18 protein-coding genes are annotated in these 19,465 nt (G+C 45.6%); 7 read left to right on the top strand and 11 right to left on the bottom strand.

Translation table 11 applies throughout. From position 1 onward, the window contains the following. The first annotated feature begins 135 nt into the window (after positions 1-135). The 3 genes from K7R10_RS03580 (at position 136) to K7R10_RS03590 (ending at position 3,701) form a co-directional block, all read left to right on the top strand. A complete protein-coding gene (locus tag K7R10_RS03580; RefSeq protein WP_224483312.1) occupies positions 136-1,206 on the top strand; it encodes a hypothetical protein in 1,071 nt (356 codons plus the stop codon). Positions 1,207-1,317: 111 nt separating this feature from the next. Next, a complete protein-coding gene (locus tag K7R10_RS03585) occupies positions 1,318-2,022 on the top strand; it encodes a porin family protein (RefSeq protein ID WP_224483313.1) in 705 nt (234 codons plus the stop codon). A 1,073-nt stretch (positions 2,023-3,095) separates the two neighbouring features. Beyond that, on the top strand, positions 3,096-3,701 hold the full coding sequence (locus K7R10_RS03590; protein WP_224483314.1) for a hypothetical protein: 606 nt from the start codon (positions 3,096-3,098) through the stop codon (positions 3,699-3,701). Between the two features lie 596 nt (positions 3,702-4,297). On the opposite strand, the gene ftsY is transcribed toward K7R10_RS03590, so the two are convergent. From ftsY to recR, 10 genes are all read right to left on the bottom strand, one after another. Continuing rightward, positions 4,298-5,251, bottom strand: a complete 954-nt coding sequence (ftsY, locus tag K7R10_RS03595) for a signal recognition particle-docking protein FtsY (RefSeq protein WP_224483315.1) — start codon at positions 5,249-5,251, stop codon at positions 4,298-4,300. Between the two features lie 114 nt (positions 5,252-5,365). Beyond that, positions 5,366-5,518, bottom strand: a complete 153-nt coding sequence (locus K7R10_RS03600) for a DUF4295 domain-containing protein (RefSeq protein ID WP_224483316.1) — start codon at positions 5,516-5,518, stop codon at positions 5,366-5,368. 9 nt (positions 5,519-5,527) lie between these two features. After that, positions 5,528-5,710, bottom strand: coding sequence for a 50S ribosomal protein L33 (gene rpmG, locus K7R10_RS03605; protein WP_224483317.1), 183 nt, complete (start codon positions 5,708-5,710; stop codon positions 5,528-5,530). A 20-nt stretch (positions 5,711-5,730) separates the two neighbouring features. Continuing rightward, positions 5,731-5,967, bottom strand: coding sequence for a 50S ribosomal protein L28 (gene rpmB / locus K7R10_RS03610; protein WP_224483318.1), 237 nt, complete (start codon positions 5,965-5,967; stop codon positions 5,731-5,733). A gap of 76 nt (positions 5,968-6,043) precedes the next feature. Continuing rightward, positions 6,044-7,291, bottom strand: coding sequence for a competence/damage-inducible protein A (locus K7R10_RS03615; RefSeq protein WP_224483319.1), 1,248 nt, complete (start codon positions 7,289-7,291; stop codon positions 6,044-6,046). Further along, positions 7,291-7,629 carry an Hpt domain-containing protein gene (locus K7R10_RS03620; RefSeq protein WP_224483320.1) on the bottom strand — a complete coding sequence of 113 codons (339 nt, stop codon included), beginning with the start codon at positions 7,627-7,629 and terminating at the stop codon, positions 7,291-7,293. The genes K7R10_RS03615 and K7R10_RS03620 overlap by 1 nt, the downstream gene beginning before the upstream one ends. A 4-nt stretch (positions 7,630-7,633) precedes the next feature. Continuing rightward, positions 7,634-8,245 carry a fumarylacetoacetate hydrolase family protein gene (locus K7R10_RS03625; protein ID WP_224483321.1) on the bottom strand — a complete coding sequence of 204 codons (612 nt, stop codon included), beginning with the start codon at positions 8,243-8,245 and terminating at the stop codon, positions 7,634-7,636. 10 nt (positions 8,246-8,255) lie between these two features. Continuing rightward, positions 8,256-9,029: a 3'-5' exonuclease gene (locus K7R10_RS03630; protein ID WP_224483322.1), complete on the bottom strand. Its 774-nt coding sequence runs from the start codon at positions 9,027-9,029 to the stop codon at positions 8,256-8,258. Positions 9,030-9,137: 108 nt separating this feature from the next. Next, the gene (locus K7R10_RS03635) at positions 9,138-10,487 is read right to left on the bottom strand and encodes a dihydrolipoamide acetyltransferase family protein (protein ID WP_224483323.1); all 1,350 of its coding nucleotides are present in this window, start codon (positions 10,485-10,487) and stop codon (positions 9,138-9,140) included. Positions 10,488-10,586: 99 nt separating this feature from the next. Further along, positions 10,587-11,207: a recombination mediator RecR gene (recR, locus tag K7R10_RS03640; RefSeq protein WP_224483324.1), complete on the bottom strand. Its 621-nt coding sequence runs from the start codon at positions 11,205-11,207 to the stop codon at positions 10,587-10,589. A gap of 82 nt (positions 11,208-11,289) precedes the next feature. Here recR and K7R10_RS03645 point away from each other — a divergent pair, with 82 nt between their 5' ends. Continuing rightward, positions 11,290-12,774: a sodium:solute symporter gene (locus K7R10_RS03645; RefSeq protein ID WP_224483325.1), complete on the top strand. Its 1,485-nt coding sequence runs from the start codon at positions 11,290-11,292 to the stop codon at positions 12,772-12,774. Here the strand turns inward: K7R10_RS03645 and K7R10_RS03650 are convergent. Next, entirely contained in the window at positions 12,749-13,108 is a 360-nt protein-coding gene (locus tag K7R10_RS03650) for a CoA-binding protein (RefSeq protein ID WP_224483326.1), read from the bottom strand. The two genes, K7R10_RS03645 and K7R10_RS03650, sit on opposite strands and share 26 nt — an antisense overlap. A 178-nt stretch (positions 13,109-13,286) precedes the next feature. Between K7R10_RS03650 and K7R10_RS03655 the strand changes: the two genes are divergently transcribed. The 3 genes from K7R10_RS03655 to K7R10_RS03665 all read left to right on the top strand — a co-directional run bounded on the left by K7R10_RS03655 (position 13,287) and on the right by K7R10_RS03665 (position 19,405). Further along, the gene (locus K7R10_RS03655; RefSeq protein WP_224483327.1) at positions 13,287-15,770 is read left to right on the top strand and encodes a TonB-dependent receptor; all 2,484 of its coding nucleotides are present in this window, start codon (positions 13,287-13,289) and stop codon (positions 15,768-15,770) included. A gap of 314 nt (positions 15,771-16,084) precedes the next feature. After that, positions 16,085-17,668, top strand: a complete 1,584-nt coding sequence (locus K7R10_RS03660) for an arylsulfatase (protein WP_224483328.1) — start codon at positions 16,085-16,087, stop codon at positions 17,666-17,668. Between the two features lie 183 nt (positions 17,669-17,851). Beyond that, a complete protein-coding gene (locus K7R10_RS03665; protein ID WP_224483329.1) occupies positions 17,852-19,405 on the top strand; it encodes an arylsulfatase in 1,554 nt (517 codons plus the stop codon). The last annotated feature ends 60 nt before the right edge of the window (positions 19,406-19,465 follow it).

The following is a 19,465-nucleotide window of genomic DNA, read 5'->3' on the forward strand; positions in this document are numbered from 1 at the left end:
ACATTCAATGGGTGAAGCAATCTTTCAACTATTAGACTGGTAATAGATTTTGCACCTCCATACCCCCATACCCCCATAACCCCACACCTCCATAACACACTTATTTTCATATATTTATAACATAAAACCGATTCTGTGCCCCGGAATCACAAACGCTACCTGATGGGGCATCGCATTTCTGAAGCAAGTTTTCTTTTATTAGTTGGTTTTTGGCTGATCTTTTCTGCTGCCAGCGCCCAGGGAACCATTAAGTTCGACAATGAAGCCTATCGTGAATATCGCGACAGCCTTCAGCGGATGGAATACAAGCATACCTTTCCCGTGCTGGGTGACAAAGCTTATGAACGGGGTTATGATATTCCTTTTCCATGGGGAGCCAGCTTTGTATTCTTTACACAACGGCAAGAGATCAATATCGACCGAATACTTTTGGGAGTCAATGGTGGGGAAATGGCAGATTTCAGCGATTTTATCGTTTTCGGACCAACCATTGCCACTACTTACGCTTATACCTTCAGACCCGATCTCTGGGTTTTGCCTTTTCTCAACCTCTATGCGATCGTTGGAGGTGGAACCACCCAAACCGAAGTAAATCTTCTAAGGCCTGTAGGCTTCCAAACCTCCCAGGAGCTGGGCGCCGGTTCATTTGGCCTGGGAGCTACCCTTACAGGTGCGGTGGGTCCGGTATGGCTGGCCTGGGATAATAACTATAACTGGGCCGATGTTGAGGCGGTGGTCGAACCCATACCAGCTTTCAATTCCAGTGTTCGCATCGGTCATAATATAGCCTCCCCTGTAAATCCACAGAGAAGTCTTTCTGTATGGGCCGGGGTCTTCTATCAATCGATTCAGAGTGATACCCGGGGAAGCATCCCGTTTAAAGATATTTTTCCCAATGCCGGCTCCGGTCAAACCATCGAGAGCCTGCGCAACTGGGCTCAGACCTTGCCTCCGCCTCAAAGGGTTATTGCCAACCAGATCATCAACCGGCTGGAACAGGGTGTTGGAGGTATTGACTTTGAGAACACCAGTATTGATTACTTTTTAGATAAAGAAGTAGCCGCTCCTTTCAATATGATCGTGGGGGCTCAATATCAATTCAATAAACACTGGATGTTGCGAACAGAACTGGGGGTTTTCGGAAAAAGAAGTCAATTCCTCCTGAATCTGAACTATCGCTTTCAGGGGTTGAAAAAGAAATACTAAAGCTAATTCCCGCGGGTTTTGCAATACAGGATTTCTGATTTAATGTATCAGGACCAATCCATTAATAATCATTAAAAAAGGTGCGTACGGATTCCTAAATTTAACTGATAAATGAAAAAACAACTTTCAGTCATACTCTTTCTGCTGGTAATTTTTCCGGTACAATCACAAATACTGATGAGCCTGATCTTCGGAGATGATTTAAACTCTGAAAAGATGGCCTTTGGCATTCACCTGGACCAGGCATGGAATCAATATTCAGGACTTGAAGAAGGAAAGCCTCTCCGAACCTTTAATATGGGCTTATTCTTCACCCGAAAATTCGACGATCACTGGAAAGGAAATCTAATGATGCTGGCCAAATACAAAAAGGGGATATCGGAGCTATCTGCCTATGGTCTGGGTGATGATAACCTGGATGCATCCTTTTCAGAAGCTCAGGTGTCAAGGGAAATAAACTACCTCAGTATTCCCGTAACCATACAATACATGGCAGACTTTGGTGGCTTTTTGGAAGCAGGTCCGCAACTGTCTTTCAGAACGAGGGCCCGGGATATTTTCACGGTTTCCGACGGAAAAGATCAGCTGGTCTATATAAACCGTATCGATGAAGAAGTCACCCGCTGGGATTTCGGCTTTGTTGTCGGCACCGGAATCTATTTAGGCCCTGAAAAACTCACCGCCGTGGGCTTCAGGTATCACGGCGGCTTTACCGATATCCTGAAAAATGAATCCGGGAACCAGGTTAACATGCAGTGGAGCATTTTTGTCCAGATCCCGATCGGAAGAGGGAAGATGAAGCCTGAGAGCCAGTGAGGTAGTCAGGTAGTCAGGTGGTCAGGTGGTCAGGTGGTCAGGTGGTCAGGTGGTCAGGTGGTCAGGTGGTCAGGTGGTCAGGTAGAAAATGATACATTTTGGCTTAACCTTTGTAATTACTGCCGTTGCGAATCGCAGGATGCGGGGATGCCTGATGCGTGATGCGTGATGCGTGATGCGTGATGCGTGATGCGTGATGCGTGATGCGTGATGCGTGATGCGTGATGCGTGATGCGTGATGCGTGATGCGTGATGCGTGATGCGTGATGCGGAAAATAAAAAATTTCCTGAAGATCAATTCTGAATTTTCAATGGTTGATCTTTTTATTTAAATAGAGTGTCGGGATTTCATTAAGGGTGAAGATAACCACCCCGCCCTGCTTTCAGCGGGCCCACCTCATTGGAAAGGAGGGAAGGACCGAGCGAATAAAAAAGGTCTTGCAGACCTTTTTAGCAAACCTGCCTATCGGCAGACAGGGTGGCCAGCTGGCGCAAGGGCGATAATGTTTCAGGTAAACTGGTAGGCAGATAACAAAATATTTAAAGGGTTATGAGACTTTGATTTTAAACAACCACCCCGCCCTGCTCTCGGCAGGGCACCCCTCCTTGGAAAGGAGGGGGTATCCTGGCTTTCAAATGAACCATCCGAAAATTTATCCGTATTCCCCGATTACCTACTTCCTATTCACCTTTTCACCTGCTGACCCGTATACCCATGTACCCATCTACCCATCTACCCATCTACCCATCTACCCATTTACCTGCTTACCTGCTTACCTATTTACCTGCTTACCTGCTTACCTGCTTACCTCCACACCCCACAACTAACTAATATTTATATATAAATCAACTCACAACATGAAATCAGGTTCGACTTTAAAAAACAGCTTCTTGTCTTATCGCTTATTTGTCTCGGCTTCTGCTCTGTTCAGGCACAGGAAGATGCTCCTCCTGCCAATGCAGCTGATGACCTGGCCAAGCAACTGCTGAATCCGGTAGCAAGCCTGATCAGCGTTCCTTTTCAATTCAATTATGACTTTGGTTTTGATCCCTATGACGGAAGTCGTCTCCTGTTGAATGTTCAACCCGTTTTACCTATCAGTATCAGCGAAAACTGGAATCTTATAGGAAGAGTGATCTTGCCTGTCATATCACAGAACGATGTGTTTAGCCTCGATAATCAGTTCGGACTAGGGGATGCTGTTATCAGCGGATTCTTTTCACCTAAGGAACCGACTGCCGGCGGACTCATATGGGGTGCCGGTCCTGTGTTACTGGTTCCTACGGCCACAGATGAGTTGCTGGGGGCCGAAAAATTCGGAATAGGTCCGACCGCTGTAGCTTTACAGCAGGCTGGCAGCATGACCTTTGGGGCGTTGGTAAATCATATATGGTCGTTTGCGGGAGATGACAACAGAGGTGATATCAACACTACCTTCGTTCAGCCTTTTATTGCCAAGAATTTTGCTGGGGGATGGGCCGTGGCTTTTAATACCGAACTCAGCCAGGATTGGGATAACGGTAATACCAACGGGAACATCAACCTGGTGGGATCTAAAGTGGTTACCCTGGGAGATCAAATGGCCCAGGTATTTTTAGGACCGCGTTTTCCTTATGGCAATGCGAATACGGCCGACTTTGGAGTGCGATTCGGACTGACCTTGTTGTTTCCTAAGTGAGATGGGGTGATTAGGGATTGGTGATTAAGGATTAGGGATTGGTTATTTGTTATTTGTTATTAGGGATTGGGTATTAGTTATACATAACTCCTGCCTCGCGATAGTCTGGATAACCCTGCACAGATTCCACTCATAAAACTTTGAATACCCACTCAGGCCTTCGGCCAGCTCCCCTGAAAGGAGGAGCAGAGAGGATTTCTAATAAAAGTCAATTGAATCGCATCCCTTAAAATAAAAACCCTTCACTGTTAGCTTTCCCAATAGCCATCGGAAGCCGATAGCTTTCAATTCACATCATAACCGTATAACCGCATAACCGTAAATTATTGAGGATTGTTTACACTCAAGAGATTTGCGTTCGCTGTTAGCCCTTAGCTCAAACTCCCTGCATCACTGTATCACCGAATAACACATCCCATATGTCTGCTTCGACCTCCGATACTTCGGAGCAGCATGACAAGAGCTTAAACTCCGTATCACTGCATCCCTGCTGGCAGGCAGGACCGCATACCCTCATACCTTCATACCTTCATACCTTCATACCTTCATACCTTCATACCTTCATACCTTCATACCCTCATAACTCTATAACCGAATCACTTAAAAAAAGAATCGACAAATTCGAACTTATTGAATACCTGCAGGTCTTCGATACCTTCTCCAACCCCAATGTATTTTACGGGAATCTGGAACTGATCAGATATCCCGATCACAACCCCACCTTTGGCGGTTCCGTCGAGTTTGGTCACAGCCAGGGAGGTTACTTCGGTGGCTTTGGTAAATTGTTTGGCCTGTTCAAAAGCGTTTTGACCGGTAGAACCGTCGAGAACCAACAGTACTTCATGAGGGGCATCTTCCACTACTTTCTGCATCACCCGCTTCACTTTTGAAAGTTCGTTCATTAAGTTCACCTTATTGTGCAGTCTCCCGGCAGTATCGATGATCACCACATCGGCTCCCTGTACCTGGGCCGATTTCAAGGTATCGAAAGCCACGGAAGCCGGATCGCTTCCCATCTTTTGCTTCACTATGGGCACATCTACACGGTCTGCCCATACCTGCAGCTGATCGATGGCTGCGGCCCTGAAGGTATCAGCCGCTCCCAGCACGACTTTTTTACCTTGTTTTTTAAACTGATAGGCCAGTTTTCCTATAGTAGTGGTCTTCCCTACTCCGTTGACACCTACCACCATGATCACATAGGGCTTGGTTTCTTCAGGCACGGTAAATTCGGTATAGGTACCCTTATGGGTTTCAGAGAGCAAGCCTGCGATCTCTTCCCGTAAGATCTGGTTTAGTTCATCGGTTCCCAGATACTTGTCACGAGACACCCGCTCTTCAATACGTTCGATGATCTTCAGGGTGGTATTTACCCCAACATCACTGGTCACTAAAACTTCTTCCAGGTTATCGAGTACTTCGTCATCGACCTTAGACTTCCCGGCAACGGCTTTTCCCAGCTTGTTAAAAAAGCTCGACTTTGACTTCTCAAGTCCTTTGTCGAGGGTCTCCTTTTTCTCGGAGGAAAATATTTTCTTGAATAGGCTCATCTTCTGATTGCGTGCAGATTAAATTAGATACCAAATATACGCTGAACTCACTTAAAAATAAAAAAGCTACTCCCGGGAAGGTAAGTAGCTTTAACTATATCGATGTTGTGAACTTTAGTTCCCTTTCAACCAATCGTTAACCGATTCCGGAGGCATCACTGACTCCACAAAGGTATAGGCACCGGTCTTAGGCGACTTAACCATTTTGATCGCTTTGGTTAGACGCTTGGAAGAGGTCTGTAATGTTGCTACTGTTTTCTTTGCCATGGTTCCTTATTATTTGATTTCTTTGTGAACAGTCATCTTATTCAGGATAGGGTTGAACTTCTTCAGTTCCAGTCTATCCGGAGTATTTTTCTTATTCTTAGTGGTAATATATCGGGAAGTTCCCGGTTTACCGGAATTTTTATGCTCAGTACATTCAAGTATTACCTGAATTCTATTGCCTTTCTTTGCCATCGTTATTATCTTTTAGGATACTATTTATAAAATCCTTTTGCTTTAGCTTCTTTCAAAACCGCGGTGATTCCTTTTTTATTGATATCCTTCAGGGCTGAAGTTGATACTTTAAGGGTGATCCATCGGTCTTCCTCAGGCAGGTAAAAACGCTTTTTAACCAGATTCGCGTTGAATCGACGCTTGGTTTTATTCATCGCGTGGGAAACATTGTTTCCTACCATTGCCTTCTTCCCAGTAAGTTCACAAACTCTTGACATTATTCCTAGACTTTAATGTTATTTCAAAACAGGGTGCAAATTAACGAATTTTTGATCGCTCTGCCAAACCCTTCTTTTATTTTTTTAAAATTTCTTTCTGAAGCATCTCAAGGGCTTTATTTGCAGCCTTGTTAATGACCTTTTCACGATGGTTCCCGAACTGGTATTCCAGGGCATGGCTGCCTTCCGGCGTGGCCATTCCAATATAGACCTGTCCGATGCCAGCGCCTTCATCACCTTTTGTGGGGCCCGCATTACCGGTGGTTGACAAGGCATAATCTGAACCGAAGAGTTCTCTGCTTCTCACGGCCATCTGCTCTGCTACCTCGGCACTTACCACCCCATGCTCCCTGATAATGTCAGGATCGATACCTAACACCTTTATCTTGCTTTCGGTGGCATAGGTGACAGCACCACCCCTGAAATAAGCTGATGCTCCCGGAACTGAAGAGATCATCGACGCGATCTTTCCTCCCGTGCAGCTTTCAGCAATTGACAGGGTTCGTTTTTTCGAGGCCAGCAATTTCCCGACCAGTTCCTCGATATGACCATCTTCCTCCATGCCATAGATGATATCACCGATCATCGGATAAAGCTCTTTGATACGTTCCTCCACCTCTGCTTCCAGGGCTTCCTTATCTTCTCCCCTGGCGGTAAGACGCAAGCGTACCCTGCCTAAATTAGGAAGGTAAGCCAGTTTGATATGCCTGGGAAGTGCGTCTTCCCACGCTTCTATTTTTTCAGCTATGGCACTTTCACCCAGTCCGTAAGTAAGAACGGTGCGGTGAAGAATATAAGGTCTGTGAAACTTCTGCTGTATTAAAGGAAGTACCTCATCGTTTACCAGGGCTCTCATTTCATAGGGAACTCCCGGAAGAGATACGTAAACCTTCCCGTTTTCTTCCAGCCACATACCCGGTGCGGTGCCGTATTTGTTCTTCAGGACTTTTGCCTTTGAGGGCACCAAAGCCTGTCTTCGGTTGAGATCTGAAATAGGTGTGGAAATATATTTCTCAAACAGATGTTCCACATGCTGAAGGGTCTCCTGGTGTTGCACCAGTTCATCGTCGAAGAATTCTACCAGGGTATGTTTGGTGATATCGTCTTTTGTAGGACCGAGTCCGCCGGTGATCAGAATAATATCGGCGCGTTCCCGGGCTTCCTTCAGGGCAGTGAGTATATGTGTTCGCTCATCCTGTACCGAACTGATCTGAAAAACAGAAACTCCTATATCATTGAGAGCTTTGGCTATAAAGGCCGAGTTGGTATCGATCACCTGGCCGATGAGGATCTCATCTCCGATGGTAATGATCTCTGCCTGCATCAGCTGTCCATATAAGATTTGAAATACGGATAGGCACCTGCCAGTTCTTCCTTAACGATAGCATACTTAGCCCTTATGAACTCCATATCCTTATCGTTTTTAGCATTCAGTTCTATATCCAGAAGGTTCTTATGAGCCTTTTCTATACCCAGCAATTCAGCATTGGGCTTGATCTTATGAGCACTCTTATGAATCATTTCATAGTTAGAAGCGTTGATCGCCTCTTCAAGCGCTTTCTCATCTTCGGGGGTCTCGTTGAGAAAAACCTCTATGATCGATTTATTGAAATCGGTATCTCCTCCAGACAGTTCATTTAATTTGCTCAGATCGTAATTCATGGTCTCACTTTATTTTCAGACTAAACATTTCTTCCTCCCCTATATAACCTCTCAACTGATCTCCGGGGGAAAGCTTCCCAACTCCCGCAGGAGTTCCTGTAAAGATAACATCTCCCTTCTTAAGAGTAAAATATTTCGATACGTATGATATCAGTTCATCTATTTTCCAAAGCATATGCGAAGTGTCACCATTTTGCACCACCTCGTTGTTCTTTTTCAAATAGAACTCCAACTTGTTTACATCATCAACAATGGTTTTGGGAACCCAGTTACCGATCGCAGCTGAGCCGTCAAACCCTTTGGCCTTTTCCCAGGGCAATCCCTTTTCCTTTAGCCGGGCCTGCACATCTCTCGCGGTCAGGTCCAGGCCGAGACTGATTTCCTCGTAATAATTACAGGCATATTTTTCATCGATATGTTTCCCCATTTTAGAGATTCTGACAAGCACTTCGGTTTCATAATGTACATTATCAGTAAACTCTGGTATGTAGAAATCCTGCTGATCGGGAAGCACCGCCGTATCAGGTTTCATAAAGATCACCGGATCTTCCGGCTTCTCGTTCTGCAGCTCTTCGATGTGTTCGGTATAATTTCTTCCTATGCAAATTATCTTCATATCCCTGGAATTATAACTTGGTGTTTAAACGTCTCAGTTTAATGGCGGTAAGTACTTTTTTGGTATATAGCGGAAAGTCGGCATTCAGTATCCAGCCAAAATAACCAGGCTCTTCGTCCAGCACTTCTTCCACCCGTTTACCTTTATGCTTTCCGAAGGAAAAACATTCTTCCTTTTGCTCATTGTAAATAATAAATCCGGCAAAATCTGCCGTGCGCTTCCGGGTGGTAAAATCGGCCAGGAATTTAATGTCATTTTCCAGCTCGTCATACCTGTCAAGCTGAGCCTTCAGCACCTCGTAGGTCGCTTCGGTGTCGGCTTCGGCGCTGTGTGCATCTTTAAGCGTCTTATCGCAATAGAATTTATAGGCAGCCTCAAGGGTACGCTTTTCCATTTTATGGAATATGGTCTGTACATCAACGGTTACCCGGTTGCCCAGATCAAAATCAACATCTGCCCGCAACAATTCTTCGGCCAGCAGGGGAATGTCAAAGCGGTCTGAGTTATATCCCGCCAGATCACTGTCTTTGATCATGGCATAGATGGTCTTCGACAGTTCTTTAAAGGTAGGTTCATTTGCCACTTTATCATCTGTAATGCCATGTATAGCTGAAGAAGCCGGTGGAATGGGCATTTCGGGATTAACCAGCCAGGTACGGCTTTCTTTATTGCCGTTGGGGTACACCTTCAGCACAGATATTTCAACAATCCTGTCACGGGCCACATCTGTACCGGTGGTCTCCAGATCGAAAAAACAGATCGGTTTATTGAGTTTAAGCTCCATAATGTTGCGAATATTAACTGCCTTCAATATATCCGACAGCTGTTTTGTAAAAATAAGCATACCCGCTCATAATGAGAGGGTATACTGAAAGTTATGATAGATTATGTATTAAATTTCGCGATCGATATCCCAGTCTTCCAGGTATTCAGCCACCCGCTTCACGAATTGGCCACCCAGGGCACCGTTAACCACGCGATGGTCATAACTGTGAGAAAGGAACATCTTATGACGTATTCCGATCAGGTCGCCCTCCGGGGTCTCGATAACCGCAGGAACCTTTCTAATGGCTCCCAAAGCTAGAATTCCCACCTGTGGCTGATTGATAATAGGTGTTCCGAATACACTTCCGAAAGTACCTACGTTGGTAACTGTATAAGTGCCACCCTGAATCTCATCGGGCTTTAACTGGTTCTTTCTTGCTCTTTGAGCCAGATCGTTGACCTTCTTAGCCATACCTACCAGGTTCAGTTGATCGGCGTTCTTGATCACCGGCACGATCAGATTTCCGTCTGGCAAGGCTGCGGCCATACCCAGGTTTATATTCTTTCTTTTGATGATCCTGTCACCGTCGACAGAAATATTGATCATAGGGAAATCTCTGATAGCTTTGGCTACAGCTTCCATGAAGATGGGTGTAAAAGTGAGTTTCTCTCCTTCGCGCTCCTGGAAGGACCTCTTGTTCTTCTCACGCCACTTGACGATAGCGGTAACATCGACCTCGATAAAACTCTGCACATGAGCAGAAGTCTGAACGCTTTCCCTCATATGATGTGCGATGAGTTTACCCATACGGGACATCTCTATGATCTCATCTTCCCCGCTTACCGAAACAGGGGCCGCACTTCGTTCGATCTTAGGCTGGGGTGCCGGTTCAGATTTAGGAGCTTTATCAGCTCGCTGAGCTTGTGTGGCTGGCTTTTCAGAAGCAGCGGCAGGCTTTCTTTCACCCCGCTCTTCCAGATAGTTGAGTATATCGTCTTTGGTAACCCTTCCGTCTTTACCCGACCCTTCGATCGAATCGAGCTCATCAAGTGTCACATTTTCTTCACGGGCGATGTTGCGAACCAGAGGTGAATAAAATCTTTCACTATCAGAAAAATCATTTGATACGCTTTCCTGTACCTCCTGTATACCTGCTTCCAGGTCTGCAACCGCCTCTGCGGGAGCCGCCTCTTCTTCCTGTGCCGATTCTGCTGCGTCACCGGCCGCATCTTCTCCATCGGTCTCGATAATAGCGATCACTTCTCCCACCTTTACGACATCATCTACATCAAATCGCTTTTCGACCAGTACCCCGTCTACTTCACTGGGCACCTCACTATCTACTTTATCTGTTGCGATCTCCACCACAGCCTCATCGGCCTCGATGGTATCGCCAACATCTTTTAACCAACCGGTAACCGTCGCCTCGGCTACGCTTTCTCCCATTTGCGGGAGCTTAAGTTCAATCTTTGCCATATATATAATGAATAGCTGATTTTTTCTGTTTGCTTTGCGAAAATAATTAAAAGAACGAGGTTCTATTAAAAATACCTTAATAAATTTTCCTTAAACCACCTATTCGCTTCGCAACGAATTCTCGAAGGGAACCCGGTTAATAATACTACGCCCCAGGGTTACCTCATCGGCGTATTCAAGTTCATCTCCCACCGCGATTCCACGGGCGATGGTCGACATTTTAACAGGGATATCCTGTAGTTGCTTAAAGATATAAAAATTGGTGGTGTCACCTTCCATGGTTGAGCTCAGGGCAAATATGATCTCCTTTACCGTACCTTGCTTTACCTTTTCGACAAGACTATTGATATTCAATTGCTGCGGACCAACCCCGTCTATGGGAGATATCTTCCCTCCAAGAACGTGATACTGTCCCTGAAACTGTGCTGTATTCTCGATAGCCATCACATCTCTCACATCTTCAACCACACATACCAATGAGGCATCCCTCCTGGGGCTTTTGCAAATGGCACATAACGGCACATCAGAAATATTATGGCAATTCTCACAATACTGTATCTCATTTCTTAGTTTGGTCAGTGCCTCGACAAGATCTGCTGTTTGTTCCCTGGGCTGACGAAGCAAATGCAACACCAGTCGCAGGGCTGTACGCTTGCCAATTCCAGGCAATTGAGAGACCTGGTCAACGGCTTGTTCCAGTAATTTAGAAGAAAATTCCATCAACGCGAAAATACAATTTTAGACGGCATAATTAGCAAATCAAGATCAGTTTTGTATTTTCGATCCTTCAAAAAACAACCTCATGCACCCGATCGTTATCCTGGCTATAATCGCCGCCTACTTTGGCATACTTGTATTGATTTCTTATCTGACCGCTGACAAGGAAGAGTCTAATGATGACTTTTTCAAGGCCAGCCGGCAATCTCCCTGGTATGTGGTTGCTTTCGGAATGATAGGTGCAACCCTGAGCGGTGTCACCTTTATCTCGGTACCCGGGTGGGTCGAGGCATCCCAGTTCAGCTATATGCAGGTGGTCTTTGGCTATATACTCGGTTATGCCGTGATCGGCCTGGTGTTGCTTCCCTTATATTACAGGCTGAACCTTACCAGTATTTACACCTACCTGGGTTATCGTTTCGGGGAACGAAGTTACCGTACAGGAGCCTCCTTTTTTCTGATTTCACGGGTGGTAGGTGCCAGCTTCAGGCTGTTTCTGGTAGCTAATGTATTACAGGTGATCCTCTTTGACAGCCTGGGAATACCTTTCTGGGTTACTGTAACCATCACCATAGCGCTTATTTGGTTGTATACCTTTAAAAGCGGGATTAAGACCATCGTATACACCGACACCCTGCAGACCTTGTTCATGCTGCTGGCAGTGGGGATTGCCCTGGTAACGGTATATAATGATCTCAATATAGACCAAACCGGGCTGGTTGATTTCATCGCTTCCTCAGACCTTTCAAAAATGTTCTTTTTTGATGATGTGAAGAGCGGGGATTATTTCTGGAAACAGTTTATTTCAGGAGCCTTTATCGCTATCGTGATGACAGGGCTGGACCAGGATATGATGCAGAAGAACCTGACCTGCCGCAGTCTGAAAGATGCGCAAAAGAACATGTTCTGGTTCACTATCGTGCTGACTATCGTCAAATTCCTTTTTCTTGTACTTGGGCTTATGCTCACCCTTTACGCTCGCAAATACGGGATCGACGCTCACCGCGATGATCTTTTTGCCGTGCTGGCCAGCGAGAAACTGGGTCTCGCCGTATTCGTTTTCTTCCTTATCGGGTTGATAGCAGCGGCATACAGCAGCGCCGACAGTGCCCTCACTTCGTTAACCACTTCATTTAGTGTCGATATACTTCAGATAGAAAAAAGATATACCAAACAACGACAGATACAGGTAAGAAAGCGTATTCACATAATCATCTCCGTTTTACTCATACTGGTGATTATCGCCTTCAAATACATTATCAAAAATGAAAGCGTGATAGAGCGATTGTTCGTTTTTGCCGGCTACACCTATGGCCCCCTTCTGGGATTATACACCTTCGGCCTCTTCAGCAAAAAACCGGTAAAAGACAAGTGGGTTCCGATCATTGCCATTGCAGCCCCGGTGCTGACCTACCCGATCAGCTACTGGTCTGTTCTGTATTTCGGCTTTGATTTCGGCTTCTTTATTCTCATCCTGAACGGGGTTCTGACCATGATCGGCCTGGCGCTGCTCATAGACCCGAACGGAGAACCTGTAACCAATGCTAGTATTGCCCGCTCGAAAGCATAACAAGGGTACAGGCATTTTCGTACGCGATACCGTGTTCATCAAGCAAGCGGTATAACTCAGGATTTTCGGTACCCGGATTGAAAATTACCCGATCAGGTTTTATTTCCAGGATCTGGTCATACCATGGTTTTTGATTCCCGGCATTGAGATAGAGCGTGATGGTATGAATATCTGAATCGTTGTTTAATTCTCGTTTCACGGGTACTCCGTGTACCTCTCCCTCCTTTAATCCGACTGCCACTACCGGCTGCCGGTGATCTCTTAATCGTCTGATTGCCATATTGCTGTAACGATGGGGCTTTAATGATGCTCCCAAAACTAATGTCTTCTTCATAAATAATGTTAATCTCTGTTAAAGCACCTTTTGAGGTGTAACAAGTTCAGGTATCGGTCGTCTTTTAGATATACAACCTAATAATAATTCACAGAATATGAAATAACAACCTTCTTTTTCAGCCAACATTCATTCATCATCATAATCATCATCATCAATCAAAAACAACCATCAATCAATGAAACGAACAGTTATGTTTTTACTGCTGTGCACGGTTATCATAAACCTGCAGGCACAGAACTCCGCACCTGACCTCTCTTTAGCCAAAATCGGCGTCGTCACCGGAAAAGTTATTGACTTCAACCTTAAAGAACCCGTACCCTATGCTGCGGTTGTGATCAAGTCAAAAGCCGACAACAGTACCCTTACCGGAAGCATCACCGCTGATGATGGTAGTTTTGAAATTAAAAACATCGAAGAAGGTATTCATGTCTTTGAGGTACAGTTTATCGGGTACCAGACCTTCAGTAAAGAAATTGAGATCTCCCGTTCAGAAAGAAAGATCGATCTGGGCACCATCAGTCTGATCGAGAATGTGACCGAACTCGAAGGTGTCGATGTTGTCGCTGAACGCTCTACCATCGAACAAAAGATCGACCGAAAAGTGATCAATGTCGGAAAGGACCTGACCACCCAGGGTGCGACAGCGGCCGATGTAATGACCAATATCCCGTCTGTGAACGTTGACCAGCAATCAGGAGACATCTCATTGAGAGGAAACTCCAATGTTCGGGTCATGGTCGACGGGAAACTCACCAATGTACCGGTGGCTCAGCTATTACGTCAAATTCCCTCTACCTCCATAAAATCGATAGAACTGATCACGAACCCCTCAGCCAAATACAATCCAGAAGGAATGAGCGGGATCATTAATATTGTATTGCACAAAAATGCCAACATAGGTTTTAACGGAAATATTAACCTGGGGTTTGCCTATGAGGTGGAAGCCAAATTCAACTCATCGGTTGACCTGAACTACCGAAACGGAAAATTCAATTTCTACGGAAGTTATGGTAACAATATCGGAAAGTATTACAACGACGGGCAGATCGAACGACTGGATGACCCCGCCACCCCCGATTTCAATGAGAACCAGTTTCAGTTATTCGAATTCCTTAATAACAACAAATCACACCTCTATAAACTGGGGGTCGACTTTTACCTGAATGAAAAGAATACCATCTCGTTCTTCACCAATCAGAACCAGTTCGACGGACTTGGGCGTGGTATCACCGATATCGTAAGTTTTGATCCCATGGTCGCAGATATCACTCAACGATTCTTGTTCGATGAGAACAACCTGAACGAACAGTATAATTTCGACTACAAACTGGACTTTGCCAAAGACGGTCACAATATAGAGCTGGAAGCAGATTACAGCCGTTTTACCAGCGAGCAGGATGCCGACTTTAATTTTTCAGGGGCCAGCACCATTCCTGACTATATGGATTTTGTCGATACCGAGCGGGACCAGACCATCGTAAATCTTGACTATGTGAACCCAATCGGTGAAAAGACCAAACTTGAACTGGGTCTGGAAGCCAGGGTATTCGAAACCGACGTTGACTACTCTTCCACAGGATTAACCTTCAACAGCGGGGGACAACTGGCACCCACTCCCAGCACCGATTTCGTATACGGGATGGATATATATTCAGCCTATGCCACCTGGGGTCAGAACTTCGATAAATGGAGCTACCAGGTAGGTGCCCGCTTCGAAACCGTAGAAGTGAAAGCCGACACCAACAGTGTGAGAAGTTTTACCGATGAATACACCCAATTATATCCCTCAGCATTTATTACCTATACACCTTCAGAAAAGAACCAATATCAGGTAAGTTTCAGCAGGAGGGTTGACAGACCGGGATTACAACAGGTGAATCCTATAAGGGAATGGAGCACCCCGCTTCTCTCCTCCTTCGGAAATGAAAGCCTGCTGCCCCAGTTCACCAATTCTTTTGAAACCAATTATACCCACAGATTTGAAAAGCTTGGAAGTATTACCCTTGGCGCATTCTTCAGGAATATAGCAGACGAAATAAACCGGGCCGTATTTATCGATCGACAGGATGTGACCAAACAGATACTCACATGGGATAATTTTCAGGACACCCAGGCCTATGGATTTGAAATGTCGGCCAACCTGAAGCCTACCAGCTGGTGGAGCATCAATGCCAGTGCTGAATATTTTGCGCAAACCCAACGCGGACTGACCGAAAGGCTGCGAGCGGGGGTAGCAGACCCTACTGCTGATGATATAGTAACCGATGAGATCACTGTAGATAACAATATATTGAACCTGCGCATGAACAATAATTTTAAGGCTACCGAGAAACTTACCTTTACCATTTTCGGCCTTTATCGCGGAGCAAATGAAACCCTGCAGGTAGACCAGCGAGCCATGTACTTCGTCAATACCGGAGCCCGATACAGTTTTGCAGAGGGAGATGGGACCTTCAGCCTTAATTTCAATGACATCTTTAATACTGCACAGTGGGGCTTTGATACCGATCGACCCTACGCCCAGCGAGGACAATTCAACTGGGAAAGCCGAACCGTTTTCCTGGGGCTGTCTTACCGTTTCGGAAGTGGTAAAAATGCAGCTTTGCGAAGAAAAAACCGGGATGACCGCACCAAAGATGGTGGCGGAGGCATCCTCTAAATATAACAGGATAAACTTGATGACCGGCCGAAATATAATAGTTGATGGTTAGTGTTAAGGTTGGTTATTAAGAGAAATCCCGGGACAAGAAGTTCCGGGATTTTATTTTTTTACCATCATTTTATCTTACCGGGCACCCGTAATTCCGGAAATAAACAAGGGAAACTTAGGTGTAATGACTTTTTTTTTAAAATAGGAATTATTTGCATATTTTTAAACTATTGACTTCTAGTCGTTTAATATCCCTACATCTTCACTCCAACTTTCCTGTTTCTGTTTATAAAAAAATTGTTAATCACCAACTTAATTATCACATGAAAAAACTCAGTTTTCTTCTAATCATGTGCTTTCTTATGCCGTTTGGCCAGGAACTTTATGCACAGAACAACAAAAAGCCCAATATCCTTGTGATCTGGGGAGACGATATCGGCTGGACGAATGTCAGCGCTTACGAACATGGCGTAATGGCCTATACGACACCCAATATCGATCGAATCGCCGAAGAAGGCATCATCTTCACCGATCACTATGCCCAGCCCTCCTGTACAGCGGGAAGAGCAGCCTTTATTACCGGGCAGTACCCGATCAGGTCAGGTATGACCACCGTCGGACAACCAGGCGACGCACTCGGACTTCAGGAAGAATCTCCCAGCCTGGCAGAAGTATTAAAGGCTGAAGGTTACAGCACAGGTCACTTTGGTAAGAATCACCTGGGCGACAGAAACTCACACCTTCCCACCAACCATGGTTTTGATGAATTCTTCGGGAACCTTTATCACCTGAATACCCAGGAAGAAGCAGAACAGCGGGATTATCAGAATTTCGGAGAAGCCTATTCCGGGTCCCTCGAAGAATATGAAAAAAAGTTCGGTACCCGCGGAGTGATCCATTCTTTCGCTACAAATGAAATGGACAACACAGAAGATGAACGATTCGGAGTGGTGGGAAAACAGCGCATTACAGACACCGGTCCGTTAACCCAGGAAAGAATGAAGAATTTCGACCGGGCAGAGGTTATTCCGAAGGCCCTGGAATTCATGGATCGCGCCAAGGAAGATGGTGAACCTTTCTTTGTCTGGCTCAACACCAGCAGGATGCACCTATACACCCGTATAGAAGATAAGTGGCTGGAAAAAGTCGAAAAATATACCACTGAAGCCGATTACTATGGAGCCGGAATGTTGCAACATGATTCAGATATCGGTTACGTTTTGGATCAGCTGGATGAAATGGGTCTCTCTGAAAATACTATAATTATTTACAGCACAGATAACGGCCCGGAGCATTCATCCTGGCCTCACGGTGGAACCACCCCCTTCCGGGGTGAAAAAATGACCACCTATGAAGGAGGCGTTAGGGTACCTTGCCTGGTCAGATGGCCCGGGGTCATTCCTGCAGGTCAGGAACTGAATGGCATTCAGAGTCATATGGACCTGTTCACAACCCTGGCTTCTGCTGCGGGCGTAGAAAATGTTGCTGATAAGATCATGAGTGAGTCGAACCAGTATATCGACGGATTGGATAACCTGGACTACTGGAAAGGTGAATCAGATGAATCTAAACGCAATCACATCTTTTATTATTACGAAAGTAAATTAACAGCGGTACGAATGGGTCCCTGGAAATTTCATTTCTCAACCAAAGAAGACTATTACGCAAATGTGATACCCAGAACCGTTCCCCTGGTGTTCAATATCAGAATGGATCCCTATGAAAGTTATGACAGCCCTGATGCCTACGGGCACCTGATGCAAAAGGTATCGTGGCTGATTCAGCCTATGGGAGAACTCATGGCCGCTCACCTCAAAACTTTGGCTGAATATCCACCGGTACAGGGGGGTAAATCTTTTGATATGTCAAATGTAGTAGAGGAATTCATAAACAAAGCCCGGCAATAGGCTTTATTCAGAATATGATAAGAAAAAACCGGGGCCGATCGTCCCGGGTTTTTGTTTTTAATCGACAATTGACACACCTAACACGCTGATTACTATATTTTTACCGCTGACTAATTTCTCCCTAAGACTATTCCCTTCGCTAAGTGATGTTTAAGAAAATCATTTAACTAAACTCACTTGAACATGTTGAAATCAAAAATCCTTATTTGTTCCTTTTTGCTGGTGACGGCCCTTTACGGGCTTCGTGCGCAGAATAACGACAAACCCAACGTCCTGGTTATCTGGGGCGATGATATCGGCACCTGGAACATCAGTCACAACAACCGTGGGATGATGGGGTATAAAACACCAAACATTGACCGTATCGCTAAAGAAGGGGTTAGTTTCACCGACTATTACGGGCAGCAAAGCTGTACGGCCGGCAGGGCTGCATTTCTCAGCGGAGCCGTTCCGGTGCGTACGGGCATGACCAAAGTCGGTCTTCCGGGCGCAGAACAAGGCTGGCAGGAAAGCGATGTCACTATTGCGGCTGTGATGAAAGGGCTGGGTTATGCCACCGGGCAATTCGGTAAGAACCACCAGGGTGACCGTGATGAGCATCTCCCTACCAATCATGGTTTCGATGAATTTTTTGGCAATCTGTATCATCTTAACGCAGAAGAAGAACCTGAAAACAGGGATTACCCGGCTGACATGAAGCTTGCTAACGGAAAAACCTTTTTGGAGACCTATGGCCCAAGAGGCGTGCTGCATACTTACGCCGACGGTCGAATAGAAGATACCGGCCCCCTCACTAAGAAAAGAATGGAGACTATCGATGAAGAAACCCTGGAAGCCGCCATTGATTTTATCAAAAGACATGAAGAAGCCGGTAAACCCTGGTTTGTCTGGTGGAACGGTACCCGTATGCACTTCAGAACACATGTGAAAGACGAGCATATCGGGATTTCAGGACAGGATGAATATTCAGACGGAATGGTCGAACACGACATGCACGTTGGCCAGTTGCTGGATCTGCTCGATGAAATGGGTATAGCCGATAATACGGTTGTTTATTATTCCACTGATAACGGTCCGCACTACAACACCTGGCCCGACGCGGGAACTACTCCTTTCAGAAGTGAGAAGAATTCCAATTGGGAAGGGGCCTATCGGGTACCTGCCTTCGTAAGATGGCCCGGTGTATATCAGCAAGGAGTGACCCTTAACGGGATCGTGGCACATGAAGACTGGCTCCCCACTTTTGCAGCCATAGGAGGTGATCCCAATATGAAAGAGAAGATTATGAACGGTACCACCCTTATCGGGCGGAATTACAGAAACTATATCGATGGTTACGATCTGAATCCCTACCTGAAAGGAGAAACCGACAAATCTCCCCGTTCTGAGTTCTGGTATGTGAACGATGACGGGCAGATCGTCGCTGCACGCTATGATGACTGGAAAGTAGTCTTCATGGAAAACCGGGGCGAGAAATTCGGAGTTTGGGTTGAACCCTTTGTTGAAGTTCGGGTGCCCCAGTTATTCAATGTACGAAGAGATCCCTTCGAAAAAGCACAACACAATTCAAACACCTATTACGACTGGCTTTTGGACAGGGCTTTTATACTCGTGCCTATTCAAACTATGGCCGGAAAGTTTCTGCAAACCATGCAGGAGTATCCACCCAGTCAGGAACCGGGATCATTTAACCTCAGCAGCATCCAGAAAAAGCTGAGTAATGCCGGAAGTAATTAATACACATTCTTCAATTTATAAAGGAACAGCCGAAACGCTGTTCCTTTTTACTTAATTGTC

Origin of the sequence: Robertkochia aurantiaca, from assembly GCF_020166495.1 — a bacterium.
GTDB lineage: Bacteria > Bacteroidota > Bacteroidia > Flavobacteriales > Flavobacteriaceae > Robertkochia > Robertkochia aurantiaca.